This window comes from Antrihabitans stalactiti, from assembly GCF_012932915.1.
GTDB lineage: Bacteria > Actinomycetota > Actinomycetes > Mycobacteriales > Mycobacteriaceae > Antrihabitans > Antrihabitans stalactiti.
On sequence record NZ_VCQU01000003.1, the window covers coordinates 201,185 to 217,978 of the forward strand.

The following is a 16,794-nucleotide window of genomic DNA, read 5'->3' on the forward strand; positions in this document are numbered from 1 at the left end:
ATCGCCTTGGTTGGCAAGTCCATGCGTACTGCGACGCGACCAAACCTGTCCAGGCAACGATCACGTAACGGAACCAGCCGAGGGTTTGGCGCGTCTACTCGGATATGAGCGGAATTGAATACTGCTTCGGCACCGGAGACGCCGCGGTCAACGTGTGGACGAGTGCGGCGGATCTGGATCTCGGCGCATCAGGCGGGACCGATGCGGTGGGTCTGGACTTCGACGGCGACGGCAGGTTCGACGACGCGATGTGGGATTCGAATGCCGACGGAATTGCGGACCTGGCTGCCCTCGATATCGACGACGACGGCGCGTTCGATCACTTCTATGCGGATCCGTCGGGTCATGGTGTTTGGGATCGCTCGGTCCAGCCGCCCGGTTCCACAACTGACGGCGGCGACCACGTGACGTGGACAGACGGTCGTGGGGAGTCGCGAAATGTCGAGCGCTGGTCGCCGGGACTCATGACGGTGGCCTACCAGGGCGACGGCGTGACCGACGATGCGGTGATCGACGTCGACCACGATCGACAAGCCGATGCGGTGCTGATCGGTGGAACCAAGTCGCGATATTCGGGAATGCTCGTTTCGGGCCACCCGGATGTCGCACTGGTCGACTCGGATGGCGATGGCGTACTCGACGCGACGATCGGTCGGGGCGAGCCCGGATTTATCGGCTGACTCGTCGCCGGTTGAGCGCGATCGCGATCAGTCCGATCAAGTAGAAGCCCGCGACGCCGATGGCAACCGGCATCGATCTGCCATCCGAAGGGACGAGTGTCGAGCTGATCAACAACGCGAGCACGAAAGCGATGTTGAAAACGGTGTCTTGCAAGGCGAATACCTGACCGCGCCGCGAATCGTCGATCTCGATCTGCATCGCGGCGTCGCCGGCAAGCTTGATCGTCTGACCGGCCAAGCCGAGCAGGAACGCGCCCACCAACAAGAACTGATGCGACAGGGTCGCGATCAGGCTCACTTGGACGACAACTGCCAGCACGAGTGCGACGACGATCGTCCGCGAACGCCCGAGGCGAGGGATCAAGAACGGCGCGACGATCGCGGCGATCAGCATGCCGGACGCGGTGGCCGCGATGGCTACGCCGAAACCGACGAGACCGCCCGTGAACGTGCCGCCACCGGGGTCGCGCAGGATCAGCACCATGATCAGCGTGTCCGCGCCGAAAACGATGCGATGCGCGCCGATTCCGATCATTGCAGTGGTCACGCCCGGTGCGCGCCACACCGCGACCGCACCCCTGTGCAGTCCAGCCGCGACCGCGCGGACCGCGCGCATTCCGGATTCGGCCGCGGCGTCGAGCGTCGGCCCGAGTACGCGCGGACCGATCCGGCTCGCACCCCACGCGCCGATCAACGACCCGATCGCGCTACCCATCACCGCGACTGCGGAACCGGTGTCACCCTCACCGACGAGTGAAATTGCCGCGACCGCTGCCGCCGCGCCCAGGCCGGCGAATCCCGACGCCACTGTTGCGAGCACCGAATTCATCGGTACCAACCACGTCGGCAAGACGACATGCGGCAGCGCGGCCGAGACGCCGGACATGACGAAACGGCTTACGCCGACTACTGCGAGCGCGAGCAACAGGAGGGGGCCTTCACCGATGCCGGCCAGGAGCGCGACCGCGGCGATGCCGATCAAACCCGCGCGCAAGATGTTTGCGAACAGCAGGACGCGGCGTCGGTCCCACCTGTCCAGTAATGCGCCTGCGTAGGGACCGACGATCGAGTACGGCAGCAGAAGCACGGTGAATCCCGCGGCGACCGCGAAAGGATCGGTCTGGCGCTCGGGATTGAAGAGGATCGCGCCGCTCAACGCGGCCTGGAACATTCCATCACCGAACTGTCCGGCCAGCCGAACGGTCGCGAGGCGGCCGAGGTCGGGGCTCGCACGCAAGATCGAGAGCATGTGGGAGATGCTCCGGTCCGGCGCGTCGGCGATCACGGTGCTCGACCTTAGTCCGGCGCGGACCGCAAGTTCATCGCTAGCAATGCAAGGGGAACTACGGCCCCGCCGATCAAGGTGAGTACGGACAGGAACTGATCGGGCCCGCTCAGTTCCCCGCCGCTCATGACGTGGAATCGCAGATGGAGCGCACCGAACAGGGCTGCCGCAATAAGAACAACAGTGGTGACTGTGCGGTTGGACAGCACGATTGCGATCGCGAGGAGCGCACCGAGGGTGAGAAAGCTTGCGCCGAGATCTGCGATCAGGTGGTGGTTGTACGGCGGATACGCGGCAGTCCAGTGGAATCCGAATCCGGGAAACGTGTCGAAGAAATGGCGTGGCCACAGTGTTGCCCAGCTGCCCCAAGCCAAGTTGGGCACTGCCAGCAGGACCAGTCCGCCGCGGACCGCCGTTCGGAGGCTCATGCTCTGCAGATCCAACCACCACTCGCACAAAACCGCGTGTAACGTTGTAATCATCATTACAACGCAGCATTGATTCGACATATGGAGAAGTCATGAAACATGCACCACGAGGACGTGGATTCGGCAGGCCAGGCGGCTGGCAGCAGGCTGATGTTCCCGAGGCAACCGACGCGGCAGATTGGTTCGCAGGCCGACTGCCGAGCGAATGGTTCGTCGGTCCGGCGTCGGTAGAGGTCGACCGCGAGGAGATCGTCGTCTTCGGCGAGCTGCCCAAACCGACCGAAGGCGAGACCGAGAGCAGCGAAGCCGCAACCGACGGCAGAATCGCCCGATTCCGCGAGACCACCCGAGCGGACCGCATGCGGATCGCCGACGAAGCAGAAGCGCGCTACGGGCGAAAGGTCTCGTGGGGAGTCACGATCGACGACAAGCGCGTGCTGTTCACCCACCTGGCCGTTCCGGTGATGACGAGGTTGCGCCAACCAGAGCGCAAGGTTCTCGACACGCTCGTCGACGCAGGCGTTGCACGCTCGCGCGCAGACGCCCTTGCCTGGACCGTGAAGCTCGCCGGCGAACACGCTGACCAATGGCTGGCCGAGCTTCGCGATGCGATGCGCAAGGTCGACGATCTTCGCTCCGAGGGTCCGGACCTGTCGTAAATCCGTTGCGTCTGCGGTAGCGATCGCCTAGCGTCGCAATCGTGAACTCCTAAGAGAATCCTGCACATTTCGCTGCACGCTCTTCTCAGGAGTTTCTATGACCCAGTCCCACATTTCGATTTCCGATCTGGCATTCAGCTGGCCGGACGGCGAACCGGTGTTCGACGGCCTCGACGCAGTGTTCGCCACCGGCAGGACCGGACTCGTCGGCCAGAACGGCTCGGGCAAATCCACCCTGCTGCGGCTGATCGCCGGCGAGCTGAAACCCGATCGCGGGACGGCGACCACCACCGGACCGCTCGGCTATCTGAGGCAGACGGTCGCTCTGGAGACGGGCAACCGCGTCGACCGGATTCTCGGCATCGACGCCACCCGGCAGGCATTGCACCGAATCGAAAGCGGCACCGCAGAACAAAGCGATTTCGACGTCGTCGGTGGTCGCTGGGATATCGAGGAACGCGCGCTCGCAGTCCTTGCCCAGCTCGGTCTCGGCAACATCGTCAGCGAGCCCGCACAGCTCGACCGCGAGGTCGGGACGTTGTCGGGCGGGGAGACGGTGCTCCTCGCCCTGACTGCGCAATTGCTCGCCGATCCAGATGTGCTGTTGCTGGACGAACCCACCAACAACCTCGATTCGTTTGCCCGCCAACGGCTCTACGAGGCCTTGGCGACATTCGGCGGCACGGTGATCGTCGTCAGCCACGATCGGGAACTGCTCGAGCGCGTCGATACCATCGCCGAATTGCGTGACGGGTCTGTCCGCTTGTTCGGCGGCACGCTCACCGACTACGAGACTGTCGTCGCGGTCGAGCAAGCTGCCGCGCAGGCCGCGATTCGCGACGCGCGCAACGACGTTCGCAAACAGGCGAAGGAATTGGTCGACGCCCGCATCAAGCTCGATCGACGGCAGCGAACCGGCAAGAAGATCGAGCAGAGCGGGTCGTTGCCGAAGATTCTGACGGGCCGACGCAAGCGGCAGGCGCAGGTTTCGGCCGGCAAACTTCGCAATGATCACCTCGAGAAGGTCGCCGACGCCGAGCAGGCGCTCGTCGACGCAGAAGCACTGCTTCGCGACGATCGTGAAGTGCGAATAGAGCTGCCAGATACCGCGCTCTATCCCGGTCAGGACGTCTTCGAGCTGAACGACTACGCGCTTCGGTGCGGTCCGGTGGTGTCGTTGACGGTCACCGGACCGCAGCGAATTGCGATCACCGGGCGAAACGGGGTGGGCAAGACGACGCTGCTCGAAGCGATTGCGGAAGCGGGCCCGCGGGTGCCGTGGCGCTACGTGCCGCAGCGCCTGGACTTGTTCGACCCGGAGCAGTCGGTGTTCAGCAACGTCGCGCTGCACGCGCCGCATGCTCCGCCGGAACGCATCCGGGCACAGCTGGCCCGCTTCCTGTTTCGTGGGGCCAAGGCAGACATCCCCGCCTCGGCGTTATCGGGCGGCGAACGTCTCAGAGCCGCGCTCGCAATCACTTTGCTCGCCGAACCAGCTCCGAAGTTGTTGCTGCTGGACGAGCCCACCAACAACCTGGACTTGCCGAGCCGCGCTCACCTCGTGCAAGCGCTCGCGTGCTTTCGCGGTGCGCTGGTTGTGGTGAGCCACGATCGACCGTTCCTCGCCGATATCGGTACAACGCGCCACTACGACATCGCCTCAGCCGACATCCACTGAACCAGTTGATAGACGATCCCATTCGAATCGATCATCTGGAAATAGCGCTCACCCCAAGGTTCGGTCTCGATCGGTGTGACGATCTCCACGCCCTCGGATTGCAGCCGCGCGTATTCGTCGTCGATCGCATCGACGACCCAGACGACGAGCAAGCCCTGGCCCGCATCTGCTGCGATGCGGTCCGGCTTGAAGCTACTCAACCCGGTTCGCAGGTATACGAGGTTGTATCCAACTCCCGGATGGGACAGCGAAACGAACCCGTCGGCGGACATGTCCTCGGTGAATCCGAAGTGTTCGGTGACGAACTTTGCGGATGCTTCCGGGTTTGCGACGTTGAGGGAAATTGCGCTCGATGTGATCTTCATACCCGCCTAACGTACACCGTACGGGATGAGTTCCCAGCATCCGGTTGCTACCGTTAGCGCGTGTCAGACATAGGACCGATCCTCCTGCTCAACGGCCCGAACTTGAACATGCTCGGGGTGCGGCAGCCGGAGGTGTACGGGCGCGAGACCCTGAGCGATGTGGTCGCTCTCGTCGGCGAGACCGCAGCGCGGCACGGCGTGCAGATCGTGGACTTTCAATCGAACTCGGAAGAGGCATTGATCAATCGCCTCCACGAGTCGTTGGGCAATATCGCGGGGATCATCATCAATCCCGCCGGTTTCACCCACACGTCGGTGGCGCTGCGCGATGCGTTGGTGATTCCGGACGTGCCGATCGTCGAAGTCCACATCAGCAACGTGCACGCTCGCGAAGAGTTTCGACGCCATTCCTATGTCTCCCCTATCGCGACCGCTGTCGTCGCGGGTATGGGGACCTTCGGTTACGTCGCCGCGCTCGAATTCCTGGTGCGGCTGTTGGGCTCACAGGACGAGGTTGCGCCCTAACTGCTCGAGCAGCGCCTCGGCATTCGCCATGGACCGTTGCAGGTCCGGTTCCAGTTCGGCCAACGTGTGGACCGCTTCGATTCCGGCAGCGTGCAGTTGCTCGGGTGTCAACACGCTCCGACCGGCGACGGCGACGACGCGAACGCCGGTAGCCTTGGCGCGCGACGCAACACCGACAGGTGCCTTGCCCTGCAGGCTCTGCTCGTCGAGTGAACCTTCACCGGTGACCACGAGGTCGGCTCCCGCCAACTGGGCATCGAAGTCGATCAGCTCTAGGACGATGTCGATGCCTGAGCGTTGCTTCGCACCGAGGACTGCCATCGCGCCGAAACCAGTCCCGCCTGCCGCGCCAGCTCCGGCCTCATCGCGCGGATCGAGACCCGTTGCCGCTGTAGCGATCTCGGCCCACCGAGTCATTGCCGCTTCGAGGATCCGCAGGTCTTCGTCGGTGGCGCCTTTTTGTCGACCGAATACCGCGGTCGCGCCGTTGGGTCCCACCAGGGGACTGTCGACGTCGCAAGCCAGAACGAATTGCGTGTGCGCGACGGCAGGGTGCAGTGCCCCGAGATCGAGTCGCACTGCATCGAGGAGTGCCGCTCCCCCGCGACCGACGACCGAGTCAGACTCATCGAGCACCTTCGCACCGAGGGCCGTCAGCATGCCTGCACCGCCATCGGTCGAAGCGCTACCGCCCAACCCGATCACGACCTCGGCTGCGCCGCGGTCCAGGGCGTGGCGAATTACCACACCGAGCCCGAAGGTACTGGCGCCCAGCGGATCCAAGCGACCATCCGGTAGCAAGACCAAGCCGACGGCGTTTGCCAACTCGACGACCGCCCTGTCGGCGCGCATGGCGTAGGTCGCGGTCGAGGCGACGCCGGTCGGACCAACTGTGTCGACGTGAACCGCGTCGTAGCCCGCTGCTATCGCCGCAGCCACTGTGCCGTCGCCACCGTCGGCTACCGGCGCGCAGCGGACCGTCCAATCCGGATGTGCCGCAAGCACTCCCCGCCGCAATGCTGCCGCGACCCCTGACGCAGACAACGACCCCTTGAATTTGTCCGGGGCGATAACTATCTGCATGGCCTCTGCCCCTCACGTCACCGCGCGTTGGTCACTTCGCGCCGAGCAGGCCCTTCGCGATGTGAGTGACCTGAACTTCGTTGCTGCCCGCATAGATCATCAGTGATTTAGCGTCTCGAGCCAGTTGCTCCACCCGGTACTCGGTCATGTAACCGTTGCCGCCGAATAGTTGCACTGCTTCCATGGCCACTTCGGTCGCTGCGCGCGAGGAGTAGAGCTTCATCGCCGACGCCTCTGCCAGCGAAATCTTCGCGCCCGATGCACCACGTTCGATTGCCGAGAATGCCATGTTCTGGACGTTGATGCGCGCTATCTCCATCTCGGCCAACTTCAGCTGGATCAGCTGGAAGCGCCCGATTTCCTGCCCCCACAACTTGCGGCTCTTCGAGTACTCGACACACAGCCGGTGACATTCGTTGATGATTCCGAGCGACAACGAGACGATCCCGATGCGTTCGGCAGCGAAATTTTCTCTCGCGCTAGATTTTCCATCGCCCTTTGCGGTGTCTTCGGTTTCGCCGAGCAAGCGGTCGCGGCTGATGCGGACGTTGTCGAAGAACAGCTCGCCGGTCGGCGAGGAGTTCATGCCCATCTTTTTGAACGGCTTGCCCTGCGTGAATCCGTCCATCCCCTTGTGGAGTACGAACGCCAGCACGGTTCGGTCCCGCTGATCTGCGGTGGTGCCGTCGGCAAGCTTCGCGTACACGATCGTCACATCCGCGTACGGACCGTTCGTGATGAAAGTCTTCTGACCGTTGAGGATGTAGTCGTCGCCGTCTCGCTTGACGTAAGTCTTCATTCCGCCGAATGCGTCGGACCCGGAATCGGGTTCGGTGATCGCCCATGCGCCGACCGTCTTGAACGTCACGAGGTCCGGCAGCCAGCGCTTCTTCTGCGCGAGGGTGCCGCGGCTGCGAATCGTGCCCGCAGCAAGTCCGAGGCTGACGCCCAACGATGCGACCAACCCGAGGCTGACGCCGGCCAACTCGCTGTTGAGGATCACGCCCATGCTGCCCGATCCGCCGAGGCCGCCGCCCGACTCTCCGCCCTTGACGCCCTGTTCCTCCTTGGCGAGAGCCTTCTCCAGCGCCTCGCTGGCCATGGCGTCGATGCCGAAGGTGGCGAACAGCTTTCGAGTGATGTCGAACGGTGGCAGTTCGCCGCTCTCCATGCGGTCCACGTGTGGCCGCACCTCTTTGTCGATGAACTTGCGAAGCGCGTCGCGAAACATCAGATCGGTATCGGACCATTCGTACATACGACGAATGTAACCTCTGCGGGATGGAAACTCGGGTAGAGCACAACGTCGAGCAGAAGCGGTTCGAGATTTGGGCCGACAATCAACTAGCAGGCTTCGCGACTTACGAGAATGCCGACGCGAACCGCGCGTTCGTCCACACGGAGGTCTATTCCCGTTACGAGGGCCAGGGGTTGGCGAAGATCCTGATCAGGTCCGCGCTGGACAGCACGCGTGAGGTAGGGCTCGGTGTTCTCCCGTTCTGCCCGTTCGTGCACAAATTCGTCACGAAGGAACCCGAGTATCTCGAGCTGGTACCGAAGTGGGCGCGCGAGCGGTTGGGTCTGCCGACTGCGTGATCAGTACCTGGCGACGGCCTCGTCGAGTGCGGCCTGCATCCCCCGCACCACCTCGCGGGTGATCTCGATCGGCCGCACCGGAAGGTCCGTCACGGGAGTGTCGATGAAGAAGCTCGCGTTCTTCACGGTTTCCTGGGTCGGTCCGTAGCTGAGACCGATGTAGATCATCGCCGGATTGACGCCGAGCTTCATGGCGCGGCTCGTGATGTGGCCGATTCCGCTGCCGACGGTCTGGACCTTGGTGGGATCTTCGACATTGCAGGTGCCTTCAGGAAAGACTGCGATGTGGTCGCTGCTCTTCATGCGCTCGGCACAGATGTCCATCATCCGCTGACCTGCGGCGTTGACCGCACGGAGGCCGTGGTTCTTGCCACGGAATACAGGAATGCCGCCCATCATGTCGACCTTGCGGCGCTGCTCGGGGTCGACGAACAGTTCGTCTTTCGCCAGGACGCGGATGTGCCCGATCGCCTTTCGGAGCGGAGTTTTCGCAGCCAAGGCCGAGAGCGTGTAGGGATCGCTCGTCGAAAGGTGGTTCATTGCGTAGATCAGCGGAGTGCCGCTCTTGATCAGCTCGCGCAACTGCGCCTTGGCGCCATCCCTGTAGTGGATGCGCGGCCGGTATTTGAGATTCAGGATCGAGTACGACGCCTTCGCACGCAGAACGTTCTGTTGGTGCGTCAGGTAATAGTCGTAGACCGCCTCGTAATTCTCGAGCGTGACCTCGGGTGGTTCCATGGCGCAAACTCTATCTGCGGCCCAGGAATCTTTCGGACTGCAGGACTGTTGAAGCGTGATAGTTGAAACTTGAATGACTTAGGAGAATCCGATGCCTGCTGTCACTGCCGACACCCTCACGTTGCCCCGTCTTTCCGAAGCCGGTCTCGGCGACACCGAACGTCCCGTCCGCTCGATTACGACCGGTCCGAAAGGCTACGAAGGCGAGGGCTTCCCAGTCGTCCGCGCGTTCGCGGGCGTGTCTTCAGCCGACCTCGATCCCTTCGTCCATATGGATCAAATGGGTGAAGTCGACTACGCGCCAGGCGAGCCGAAGGGAACGGACTGGCATCCGCACCGCGGGTTCGAGACAGTCACCTACATGATCGACGGGCGCTTCCAGCACCAGGACTCGCACGGCGGCGGCGGCCTGATCGAAGATGGCGCGACGCAGTGGATGACAGCGGGTTCCGGAATCCTGCACATCGAAACCCCGCCCGAGGCACTCGTGCTGTCCGGTGGCGTTTTTCACGGCGTGCAACTGTGGGTGAACCTGCCCGCCAAGGCGAAGTTCGCGACGCCGAAGTACCAGAGCATCGCGGGCACGCAGGCCACCTTGGTCAGCTCCGCCGATGGTGGCGCACTCGTGCGAATCATCGCAGGCTCGATCGGAACAAACGTCGGTCCGGGCTCGACCTACACACCGATCACGCTCGCCCACGCAACGGTGGAACCAGGAGCTCAGCTGTCGCTGCCGTGGGACAGCAGCTACAACGCTCTGGTGTACGTGCTCTCCGGTCGCGGCACTGTCGGTGCGGACGCGAGACCGATTCAGCAGGGCCAGCTAGCGGTCCTCGGTCGTGGTGATCGCATCACGGTCACAGCCGAGGGGACGCAGGATTCGAACCGTCCTGCGCTCGAAGTCCTGCTCCTCGGTGGGCAACCCATCCGCGAACCCGTCGTCTCCATGGGACCGTTCGTGATGAACACCCGCGCCGAACTGTTCGAGGCGATCCAGGATTACCAATCAGGTCGCTTCGGGGTCATCCCGGACGGCGCAATCATGCCCCACCGCGCTCACTGAAACCCCGTTCCCTGTGAGTCTTTTCGGCGTCCAGAGACGCCGGAAAGACTCACAGCCGAAACTGGGTGTTGCCATTAAGGTCTCAGCTAGGCGACGCCGAGTCACCATGGCGCGCAATTGGCGGCGGATGCGTTCAACTGATCGTAGGCTGGAGGATGAGGCGGGGGCCCGGTTGGAAAGGAGACCGGCATGGCAGCACCCGCGACGCCGCACATCGATATTCATCGTGCCGGCGACCGACTGAAAACCCGTGTCTCCTGGTTGGATTCGAAGCATTCGTTCTCGTTCGGGTCGCATTACGATCCCGACAACACTCACCACGGCCTGCTGCTGGTCAACAACGACGACATCGTCGCCCCGGGCGAAGGATTCGAAACACACCCGCACCGCGACATGGAAATTGTGACGTGGGTGCTGCAGGGCAGCCTCGTCCACCAGGATTCGATCGGACACTCGGGCGTGATCTACCCCGGCCTCGCGCAGCGGATGAGCGCAGGCGCGGGGATTCTGCACTCGGAGAAGAACGATTCATGGCGGCTCGGCGCCGAAAGTCACTCGGACCCCGTGCATTTCGTTCAAATGTGGGTGGTCCCGGACGAACCGGGCATCACGCCCGGGTATCAGCAGCTCGAGATCGACGAGAACCTTCGTGGCGGTGACCTCGTCGTCGTCGCCTCCGGCATCGACCGCTACAGCGACCGTTCGGCGATCGCTATCCACAACCGCCACGCGGCGCTGCATGTTGCGCGATTGCTGCCCGGCCGAGCGGTCGTCATCCCGGACGCGCCGTTCGTGCATGTCTTCGTTGCCCGGGGTGAGGTCGAGATGGAAGGCGTCGGGCGGATGTACCCCGGCGATGCGGCGCGATTGAGCAACTCGGGCGGCCAACGAGTCGTATCAGACGTCGGCGCAGAGATTTTGGTGTGGGAAATGCACGCAAGATTGTCCGGATGGGCGTAAGTGTTTCGTAATCGCATGTTTGTGCGATGTCAATGCTTAGTGTTCCCGATCTAGTCGAAACGAGGATTGCAGATGTCGCAGCCGCCGTACCCACCGTCCAACGAGCCGCCGTCATATCCGCCACCGCCCGGACCGGGCGGTGAGCCCTATGGCCAGCAGCCGTACGGGCAGCAGCCCTATGGACAACAGCCCTATGGACAACAGCCGTACGGCCAACAGCCCTATGGACAGCAGCCGACCAAACCGAGCAGTGGCCTGGCAATCGGAGCACTGGTCTGCGGCATCCTCGCTCTGCTGAGCTCGTGGACGATCGTCGGCGGAATCGTCTTCGGAATCGTCGCGGCGGTCCTTGGATTCATCGCAGTGAACAAGGTGAACAAGGGCACTGCCAGCGGCAAAGGCATGGGCCTGACCGGCGCAATCCTGGGCATTCTGGGGATCATCGCCGCCGTGATCGTGATCTTCGCGATCGGTGCGTTCTGGAAGAGCACCGGTGTCGGCGATTACGTCGATTGCATCAACGATGCAGGCAGCAGCACCTCCGAGCAGGCAAAGTGTGACGACGAGTTCAACAAGCGAGTCGAGGACCGATTCGACATCACGTTGACCCCGGCACCGACCAGGTAGCGGGGCGCCGATAGGCGCATGTCTGCATACTGGAAACCGTGACCTCTGACGTGCAGCAGCCCTCGGCCACCAAATCCGGTATCGACCTGAATTTTCGCGACGAACAAACGCGAGCTCAGGACGATTTGTTCGTCCACGTCAACGGCAAGTGGCTGGGTGAACACCGGATTCCGGCCGATCGGGCGGTCGACGGAGCGTTTCGTGCGCTTCACGACCAAGCCGAACTCGATGTGCAAACGATCATCCAGGAAGCCGCGGCGGGCGCTAGCGAACCAGGCACCGACGCCCAGCGAATCGGTGATCTGTACGCGAGCTTCATGGCTGCCGACGTGGTCGAGGCGGCGGTGCTGACACCGATTGCCGACGAACTCGCAGACGTTGCGAATGCGTTGGACCACGACACCCTCGCCGCCGTCCTCGGTCGTCTGCAACGCACCGGCATCGGTGGCGCCATCGGCCATTACGTCGACACCGACGCGAAGAATTCGCAGCGGTACCTGATGCATTTCTCGCAGTCCGGGATCGGGTTGCCGGACGAGTCGTATTACCGCGCCGACGAGCATGCCGCTATTCGGTCGGAGTACGTGGCCCACATCGGTCGCATGTTCGCCCTCGCCGGCGTGGAGTACGACGCCGAGCGAGTCTTCGAGATAGAGCGCAAACTTGCCGCCGAGCATTGGGATGTCGTGAAGCGCCGCGACGCCGAGCGCAGCTACAACCTCGTGACGTTCGATGCGTTGGTAACGGGTAGTCCTGGTTTCAACTGGATCGCCTGGGTGAGCGCGCTGGGTGCGTCGTCGGATGCGTTCGCCGAGATCGTCGTTCGGCAGCCGACCTACGTTCGCGCGTTTGGTTCGCTGTGGACCGCGGAACCGATCGAAGACTGGCAGGCCTGGTTGACGTGGCGGGTGATTCGCTCGCGCGCGCCGTACCTGACGTCGGATCTGGTGGACGAGAACTTCGCGTTTGCGGGTCGGACACTCACGGGCGCCGAAGAAAATCGTGACCGCTGGAAGCGCGGAGTGTCCCTCGTTCAGGACGTGCTCGGCGAGGCCGTCGGCAAGCTCTACGTCGAACGGCATTTCCCGGCTGCCGCCAAAGACCGGATGCAAGAGCTCGTGGCGAATCTGACCGAGGCCTACCGGCGCAATATCTCGGCGCTCGAGTGGATGAGCCCGCAGACGCGTGAAGCGGCACTGGCGAAACTCGAGAAATTCACGCCGAAGATCGGCTACCCGGATTCGTGGCGTGACTATTCGGCCGTGAAGATTGATCCGAACGACTTGGTCGGCAACTACCGGCGCGGGTATGCCGCCGATTACGACCGTGACCTCGCCAAACTCGGCGGACCCGTGGACCGCGACGAATGGTTCATGACGCCGCAGACCGTGAACGCGTACTACAACCCGGGCATGAACGAGATCGTCTTCCCCGCAGCGATTCTGCAGCCGCCGTTCTTCGATGCCGATGCCGACGACGCTGCGAACTACGGCGGGATCGGCGCGGTGATCGGTCACGAGATCGGCCATGGCTTCGACGATCAAGGGGCCAAGTACGACGGTGACGGCAACATGGTCGATTGGTGGACCGACGACGACCGCACGGAGTTCGGCAAACGAACGAAGGCGCTGATCGAGCAGTACAACGAATTCGAGCCGAAGGCACTGCCGGGCCACACGGTCAACGGCGAATTCACCATCGGCGAGAACATCGGTGACCTCGGCGGTCTGACGATCGCGTTGGAGGCGTACAAGATTGCGCTCGACGGCAAGCCCGGTCCCGAGCTCGACGGGTTGACCGGATTGCAACGGGTGTTCTTCGGGTGGGCACAGGTGTGGCGGACCAAGGCCCGAAACGAGGAAGCATTGCGACGGTTGGCGGTCGATCCGCACTCGCCGCCGGAGTTCCGCTGCAACGGGGTGGTCCGCAACCTTGACAGTTTTCACGAAGCGTTCGAACTCACCCCTGACGATGCGCTGTACCTCGAGCCCGACAAGCGCGTGAAAATTTGGTAAGGCGCTAGATTAAGCACCGTGACTTTGACACCCGGCTCGGAGTTCGCCGGGTACACGATCGAACGGCTGCTCGGTGCCGGCGGGATGGGCACGGTTTATCTGGCCCGGCACCCGCGCCTTCCCAGGTATGACGCATTGAAGGTGCTCTCCGGCGCACCGGGCGGCAACGATCAGTTTCGAGCTCGCTTCGAGCGGGAAGCGGATTTGGCATCCCGGCTGCGGCATCCGAACATCGTCACCATTTACGACCGCGGTGCCGCCGACGATCAGCTGTGGATTGCGATGGAGTACGTCGACGGCATCGATGCTGCCCACCTGATGTCGCAGCCCGGTACGTCGCTCACCGCGAAGCGAGCGGTCGCCATCGTCGCCGACGCTGCGAAAGGCCTGGACTACGCACACCGCAGCGGCCTTCTGCACCGTGACGTGAAGCCGGCCAACATCTTGGTGACAGGCGGCGGTGACGAAGACGAACGGGCCTTGATCGCCGATTTCGGTATCGCGCGGTCGATGGACGAGTCGCAGCGGTTCACCGTGGGCGACAACGTCCTTGCCACGCTGGCATACGCCGCGCCCGAGCAATTGGAAGGCGACGAAAGCGACAGTCGCGCGGATATCTACGCACTCGGCTGCACACTGTACGAGCTGCTCACGGGTAGTACGCCGTACCCGTATCCGACGCTGGGCGCCATCATGCGCGCGCACATGACCGCGCCTCCGCCGCGTCCGACCGAACGGATTCGCAACCTTCCGGCTCGTATCGACGCGGTGATCGCACGCGCGATGGACAAGAATCCCGACCGCCGATACAGCACCTGCCGTGAGTTGGCCGAGGACGCCACACAAGCCTTGACCGTGCCGCTGCAGAAAATGACGAATGCGCCATTCACCAACAGCGGTCCGCAGCGGCCGCGGCAGCCGGAACCCACGGTCCAGTCGGGCGGCGCGCATCGATCGCAACCGCAGCCCACTGCGCAGCCACAACCAACGCAATGGCGGCCACCGCAACCCACGCCGCGCCCTTTCACGCCGCAGCCGTTCCACAGTCCGGCGCCGAAACCGAGCCCGCTGGCAGGGTGGTCGCTCGGGACCGGCATCCTCGGACTGATCTCGTGCTTCACCTTGATCGGCGGATTCACACTCGGCGTCGCTGCAGTTTGGCTCGGCCTCGGCGCAGTGTCGAAGGACAAACAACGCGGACTCGGCCGATCGGGAATGGCGACTGCCGGCATCATCCTCGGTGCGCTGACGCTGGTGGCGACGATCTTTTGGCTGATCTACGTGATCAGACTCGAGGTAGACAAACCGTCGTAGTGGCCGGCGTCACAGGCTGGTTGCTATCGCGAGGGCCTTCGCACCCAACTTGGCCAACCGCAGATCGGCGAGCGACGTGACCGCGCCGCCCAGTCGATTGGTGATGAGGGCTACCGAGACTCCCGTGTATGGATCACCGAATGCACCCGAACCGCCGACGCCATAGTGTCCGAACGCTTTGGTCGGTTGTGTCTTCGCCATGATGACCGGTCGGTGATATCCGAGCGTGAACGACAACGGATACCCGAGGACGTAATCGAAACTTCCGGCGACCTGCTTGGCCCCGATCGCCTCGATTGTGTCGGGCCGCAGGAACTGGTAATCGCCGATCACGCCGTCGTTGGCGATCGCGCCGTACATCCGCGCGAGTGCACGGGCGGAGAACACACCGTTCGCGCCGGGCATCACCGAATCGTGGATGCTTCCGCTGCGGATCAAGTCTTCGAAGCCGTCCGGTATCGCCTCGCCGGGTCCGCGCAGCGGCCCGAACCTGGAAAGCAAAGAGGTGGCGACGCTTGCAGACATTCCTGGCGGACCGACATAGGGAAAGAGTTTGGCGATGCGATGGCGCTGATCCGGGGGGACGACGTACCAGAATTCCGGCAGCCCGAGTGGCTCGGCAATCTCGGCGCGCACGACATCGACGAACGGCGTGCCGGTCGCGCGGTGGACGATCTCGGCTACCAGCCAGCCGAAGGTGACGGCGTGGTAGCCCGAGGTACGTAGTCGACGTGGGTCCGCGGGGGTCGCGGCGAGTGCTGCAATCATCGCGTCGTAGTCGAGGATGCCGTCACGTTCGGCGACAAGTCCTCGCGCCTTGTGCAATCCCGAACGGTGCGTCAGGACGTCGCGGACCGTGATGTCGGCTTTCCCTGCCGCCCCGAACTCGGGCCAGTAGGTTGCGACCGGTTCGTCGTAATCGATGAGTCCGCGTTCGGCTACACGGTGCAGGACCGTCGATGCGACGCCTTTGCCGGTAGACATCGCGAGGGCGACCGTATCTCCTCGCCACCGTTTGTCACGGTCCGCCCAGCCGGCCCAGATGTCGATTACCGGCTCACCGTCGAGGTAGACGGCCAGACCTGCGCCGCCGTGGTTCGGCTCCCGGTACATCGTGAAGAATTGGTCGGCCAATTCGAGGAAGTCGGGATCGACGAGCATCTCGGTCGGTGCAGTCGAAGACGCCTTGGTGGGAATCGGCTCGACATTGTTCACGACGATGCGCCTCCCCACTCAGAATAAAGAGCAGCTCGCCGCGATCAACCCAAAGCGAGGATGCCTGCTCCAGTTGCTATGCAGGCCTTGCCCGCCAACATGTTCCAGGCAAACGCAGCACCACCAGCGCAGACTACGCCCTGATCGCTGTTGGCGACGAGAGCCTGCGACCCCGGAAATGCGACGGCGAGCGACATCGCGCCGTAGTCGACTGAGACGATCGCGACGCTGCCCGGCCCGAGTCCGATAGCGATCGGCACGCCGCCGACGCCTTCGCTCGCGCCTACTCCGCCCGATACTCCGAGGCCGAGTGCGGTAGCGCCGCCGATCGCCTTCGCGTAGCCGATTCCGTCGATTCCGTATGCGGCCGCAGCACCGTTGGCGACCGCCTCGGACCCGCAGGCCGTCCCGCCCTCGATCACGGTGAGTTTCTGATCACCTGTCGAAATGCATTGCAGCGGACTCGCGACCGCCTGACCTGGACACAATGCAGTGCAACCAACCGCAAGAACGGCGCCAGCGACGTACCCGAGCATCTTCATTCGTTGCCCTCCCCGATCAAT

18 protein-coding genes are annotated in these 16,794 nt (G+C 63.4%); 10 read left to right on the top strand and 8 right to left on the bottom strand.

Annotated elements, in window-relative coordinates:
• The first annotated feature begins 104 nt into the window (after nucleotides 1-104).
• Entirely contained in the window at nucleotides 105-680 is a 576-nt protein-coding gene (locus FGL95_RS10010; protein WP_169586167.1) for a hypothetical protein, read from the top strand.
• On the opposite strand, the gene FGL95_RS10015 is transcribed toward FGL95_RS10010, so the two are convergent.
• Both FGL95_RS10015 and FGL95_RS10020 read right to left on the bottom strand, forming a co-directional pair.
• Nucleotides 670-1,929 carry an MFS transporter gene (locus tag FGL95_RS10015; protein ID WP_169587012.1) on the bottom strand — a complete coding sequence of 420 codons (1,260 nt, stop codon included), beginning with the start codon at nucleotides 1,927-1,929 and terminating at the stop codon, nucleotides 670-672. The two genes, FGL95_RS10010 and FGL95_RS10015, sit on opposite strands and share 11 nt — an antisense overlap.
• A gap of 47 nt (nucleotides 1,930-1,976) precedes the next feature.
• On the bottom strand, nucleotides 1,977-2,393 hold the full coding sequence (locus FGL95_RS10020) for a hypothetical protein (protein ID WP_169586169.1): 417 nt from the start codon (nucleotides 2,391-2,393) through the stop codon (nucleotides 1,977-1,979).
• Nucleotides 2,394-2,485: 92 nt separating this feature from the next.
• Here FGL95_RS10020 and FGL95_RS10025 point away from each other — a divergent pair, with 92 nt between their 5' ends.
• On the top strand, nucleotides 2,486-3,052 hold the full coding sequence (locus FGL95_RS10025) for a hypothetical protein (RefSeq protein ID WP_169586172.1): 567 nt from the start codon (nucleotides 2,486-2,488) through the stop codon (nucleotides 3,050-3,052).
• A 97-nt stretch (nucleotides 3,053-3,149) separates the two neighbouring features.
• Nucleotides 3,150-4,730, top strand: a complete 1,581-nt coding sequence (locus FGL95_RS10030; protein WP_169586174.1) for an ABC-F family ATP-binding cassette domain-containing protein — start codon at nucleotides 3,150-3,152, stop codon at nucleotides 4,728-4,730.
• Here FGL95_RS10030 and FGL95_RS10035 read toward each other — a convergent pair.
• Nucleotides 4,700-5,095: a VOC family protein gene (locus tag FGL95_RS10035; protein WP_169586176.1), complete on the bottom strand. Its 396-nt coding sequence runs from the start codon at nucleotides 5,093-5,095 to the stop codon at nucleotides 4,700-4,702. The two genes, FGL95_RS10030 and FGL95_RS10035, sit on opposite strands and share 31 nt — an antisense overlap.
• 60 nt (nucleotides 5,096-5,155) lie before the next feature.
• On the opposite strand from FGL95_RS10035, the gene aroQ reads away from it, so the two are divergent.
• The gene (gene aroQ, locus FGL95_RS10040; RefSeq protein WP_169586178.1) at nucleotides 5,156-5,620 is read left to right on the top strand and encodes a type II 3-dehydroquinate dehydratase; all 465 of its coding nucleotides are present in this window, start codon (nucleotides 5,156-5,158) and stop codon (nucleotides 5,618-5,620) included.
• Here aroQ and FGL95_RS10045 read toward each other — a convergent pair.
• Nucleotides 5,597-6,703 carry a glycerate kinase gene (locus FGL95_RS10045; RefSeq protein WP_169586179.1) on the bottom strand — a complete coding sequence of 369 codons (1,107 nt, stop codon included), beginning with the start codon at nucleotides 6,701-6,703 and terminating at the stop codon, nucleotides 5,597-5,599. The two genes, aroQ and FGL95_RS10045, sit on opposite strands and share 24 nt — an antisense overlap.
• Nucleotides 6,704-6,734: 31 nt before the next feature.
• Nucleotides 6,735-7,961 (bottom strand): acyl-CoA dehydrogenase family protein, encoded by a 1,227-nt coding sequence (locus FGL95_RS10050; protein WP_169586180.1) that lies wholly within the window; start codon nucleotides 7,959-7,961, stop codon nucleotides 6,735-6,737.
• Nucleotides 7,962-7,984: 23 nt separating this feature from the next.
• On the opposite strand from FGL95_RS10050, the gene FGL95_RS10055 reads away from it, so the two are divergent.
• Nucleotides 7,985-8,299, top strand: coding sequence for a GNAT family N-acetyltransferase (locus FGL95_RS10055; RefSeq protein ID WP_169586182.1), 315 nt, complete (start codon nucleotides 7,985-7,987; stop codon nucleotides 8,297-8,299).
• Here the strand turns inward: FGL95_RS10055 and FGL95_RS10060 are convergent, their stop codons facing one another.
• On the bottom strand, nucleotides 8,300-9,037 hold the full coding sequence (locus tag FGL95_RS10060; RefSeq protein ID WP_169586184.1) for a lysophospholipid acyltransferase family protein: 738 nt from the start codon (nucleotides 9,035-9,037) through the stop codon (nucleotides 8,300-8,302).
• A gap of 91 nt (nucleotides 9,038-9,128) precedes the next feature.
• Here FGL95_RS10060 and FGL95_RS10065 point away from each other — a divergent pair, with 91 nt between their 5' ends.
• The 5 genes from FGL95_RS10065 to FGL95_RS10085 all read left to right on the top strand — a co-directional run bounded on the left by FGL95_RS10065 (nucleotide 9,129) and on the right by FGL95_RS10085 (nucleotide 15,016).
• The gene (locus tag FGL95_RS10065) at nucleotides 9,129-10,100 is read left to right on the top strand and encodes a pirin family protein (RefSeq protein ID WP_169586187.1); all 972 of its coding nucleotides are present in this window, start codon (nucleotides 9,129-9,131) and stop codon (nucleotides 10,098-10,100) included.
• Between the two features lie 189 nt (nucleotides 10,101-10,289).
• A complete protein-coding gene (locus FGL95_RS10070) occupies nucleotides 10,290-11,060 on the top strand; it encodes a pirin family protein (protein ID WP_169586189.1) in 771 nt (256 codons plus the stop codon).
• 72 nt (nucleotides 11,061-11,132) lie between these two features.
• Entirely contained in the window at nucleotides 11,133-11,687 is a 555-nt protein-coding gene (locus FGL95_RS10075; protein ID WP_169586191.1) for a DUF4190 domain-containing protein, read from the top strand.
• 38 nt (nucleotides 11,688-11,725) lie between these two features.
• Complete coding sequence (locus tag FGL95_RS10080; protein ID WP_338079797.1) at nucleotides 11,726-13,702, top strand: M13 family metallopeptidase; 1,977 nt, start codon at nucleotides 11,726-11,728, stop codon at nucleotides 13,700-13,702.
• Nucleotides 13,703-13,720: 18 nt separating this feature from the next.
• Entirely contained in the window at nucleotides 13,721-15,016 is a 1,296-nt protein-coding gene (locus FGL95_RS10085) for a protein kinase domain-containing protein (protein WP_169586193.1), read from the top strand.
• A 9-nt stretch (nucleotides 15,017-15,025) separates the two neighbouring features.
• Here the strand turns inward: FGL95_RS10085 and FGL95_RS10090 are convergent, their stop codons facing one another.
• Both FGL95_RS10090 and FGL95_RS10095 read right to left on the bottom strand, forming a co-directional pair.
• Nucleotides 15,026-16,177, bottom strand: a complete 1,152-nt coding sequence (locus tag FGL95_RS10090; RefSeq protein WP_169587017.1) for a serine hydrolase domain-containing protein — start codon at nucleotides 16,175-16,177, stop codon at nucleotides 15,026-15,028.
• Between the two features lie 98 nt (nucleotides 16,178-16,275).
• Entirely contained in the window at nucleotides 16,276-16,773 is a 498-nt protein-coding gene (locus tag FGL95_RS10095; RefSeq protein ID WP_169586195.1) for a DUF6764 family protein, read from the bottom strand.
• Nucleotides 16,774-16,794: the final 21 nt, after the last annotated feature.

What these genes read in the sequence shown, in the direction of transcription:
- FGL95_RS10045 (WP_169586179.1), bottom strand. Translation starts at nt 6,703, where the DNA reads ATGCAGATAGTTATCGCCCCGGACAAATTCAAGGGGTCGTTGTCTGCG.
- FGL95_RS10055 (WP_169586182.1), top strand. Translation starts at nt 7,985, where the DNA reads ATGGAAACTCGGGTAGAGCACAACGTCGAGCAGAAGCGGTTCGAGATT.
- FGL95_RS10015 (WP_169587012.1), bottom strand. Translation starts at nt 1,929, where the DNA reads ATGCTCTCGATCTTGCGTGCGAGCCCCGACCTCGGCCGCCTCGCGACC.
- FGL95_RS10060 (WP_169586184.1), bottom strand. Translation starts at nt 9,037, where the DNA reads ATGGAACCACCCGAGGTCACGCTCGAGAATTACGAGGCGGTCTACGAC.
- FGL95_RS10070 (WP_169586189.1), top strand. Translation starts at nt 10,290, where the DNA reads ATGGCAGCACCCGCGACGCCGCACATCGATATTCATCGTGCCGGCGAC.
- FGL95_RS10010 (WP_169586167.1), top strand. Translation starts at nt 105, where the DNA reads ATGAGCGGAATTGAATACTGCTTCGGCACCGGAGACGCCGCGGTCAAC.
- FGL95_RS10095 (WP_169586195.1), bottom strand. Translation starts at nt 16,773, where the DNA reads ATGAAGATGCTCGGGTACGTCGCTGGCGCCGTTCTTGCGGTTGGTTGC.
- FGL95_RS10050 (WP_169586180.1), bottom strand. Translation starts at nt 7,961, where the DNA reads ATGTACGAATGGTCCGATACCGATCTGATGTTTCGCGACGCGCTTCGC.
- FGL95_RS10075 (WP_169586191.1), top strand. Translation starts at nt 11,133, where the DNA reads ATGTCGCAGCCGCCGTACCCACCGTCCAACGAGCCGCCGTCATATCCG.
- FGL95_RS10090 (WP_169587017.1), bottom strand. Translation starts at nt 16,177, where the DNA reads ATGCTCGTCGATCCCGACTTCCTCGAATTGGCCGACCAATTCTTCACG.
- FGL95_RS10035 (WP_169586176.1), bottom strand. Translation starts at nt 5,095, where the DNA reads ATGAAGATCACATCGAGCGCAATTTCCCTCAACGTCGCAAACCCGGAA.
- FGL95_RS10020 (WP_169586169.1), bottom strand. Translation starts at nt 2,393, where the DNA reads ATGAGCCTCCGAACGGCGGTCCGCGGCGGACTGGTCCTGCTGGCAGTG.
- FGL95_RS10025 (WP_169586172.1), top strand. Translation starts at nt 2,486, where the DNA reads ATGAAACATGCACCACGAGGACGTGGATTCGGCAGGCCAGGCGGCTGG.
- FGL95_RS10065 (WP_169586187.1), top strand. Translation starts at nt 9,129, where the DNA reads ATGCCTGCTGTCACTGCCGACACCCTCACGTTGCCCCGTCTTTCCGAA.
- FGL95_RS10030 (WP_169586174.1), top strand. Translation starts at nt 3,150, where the DNA reads ATGACCCAGTCCCACATTTCGATTTCCGATCTGGCATTCAGCTGGCCG.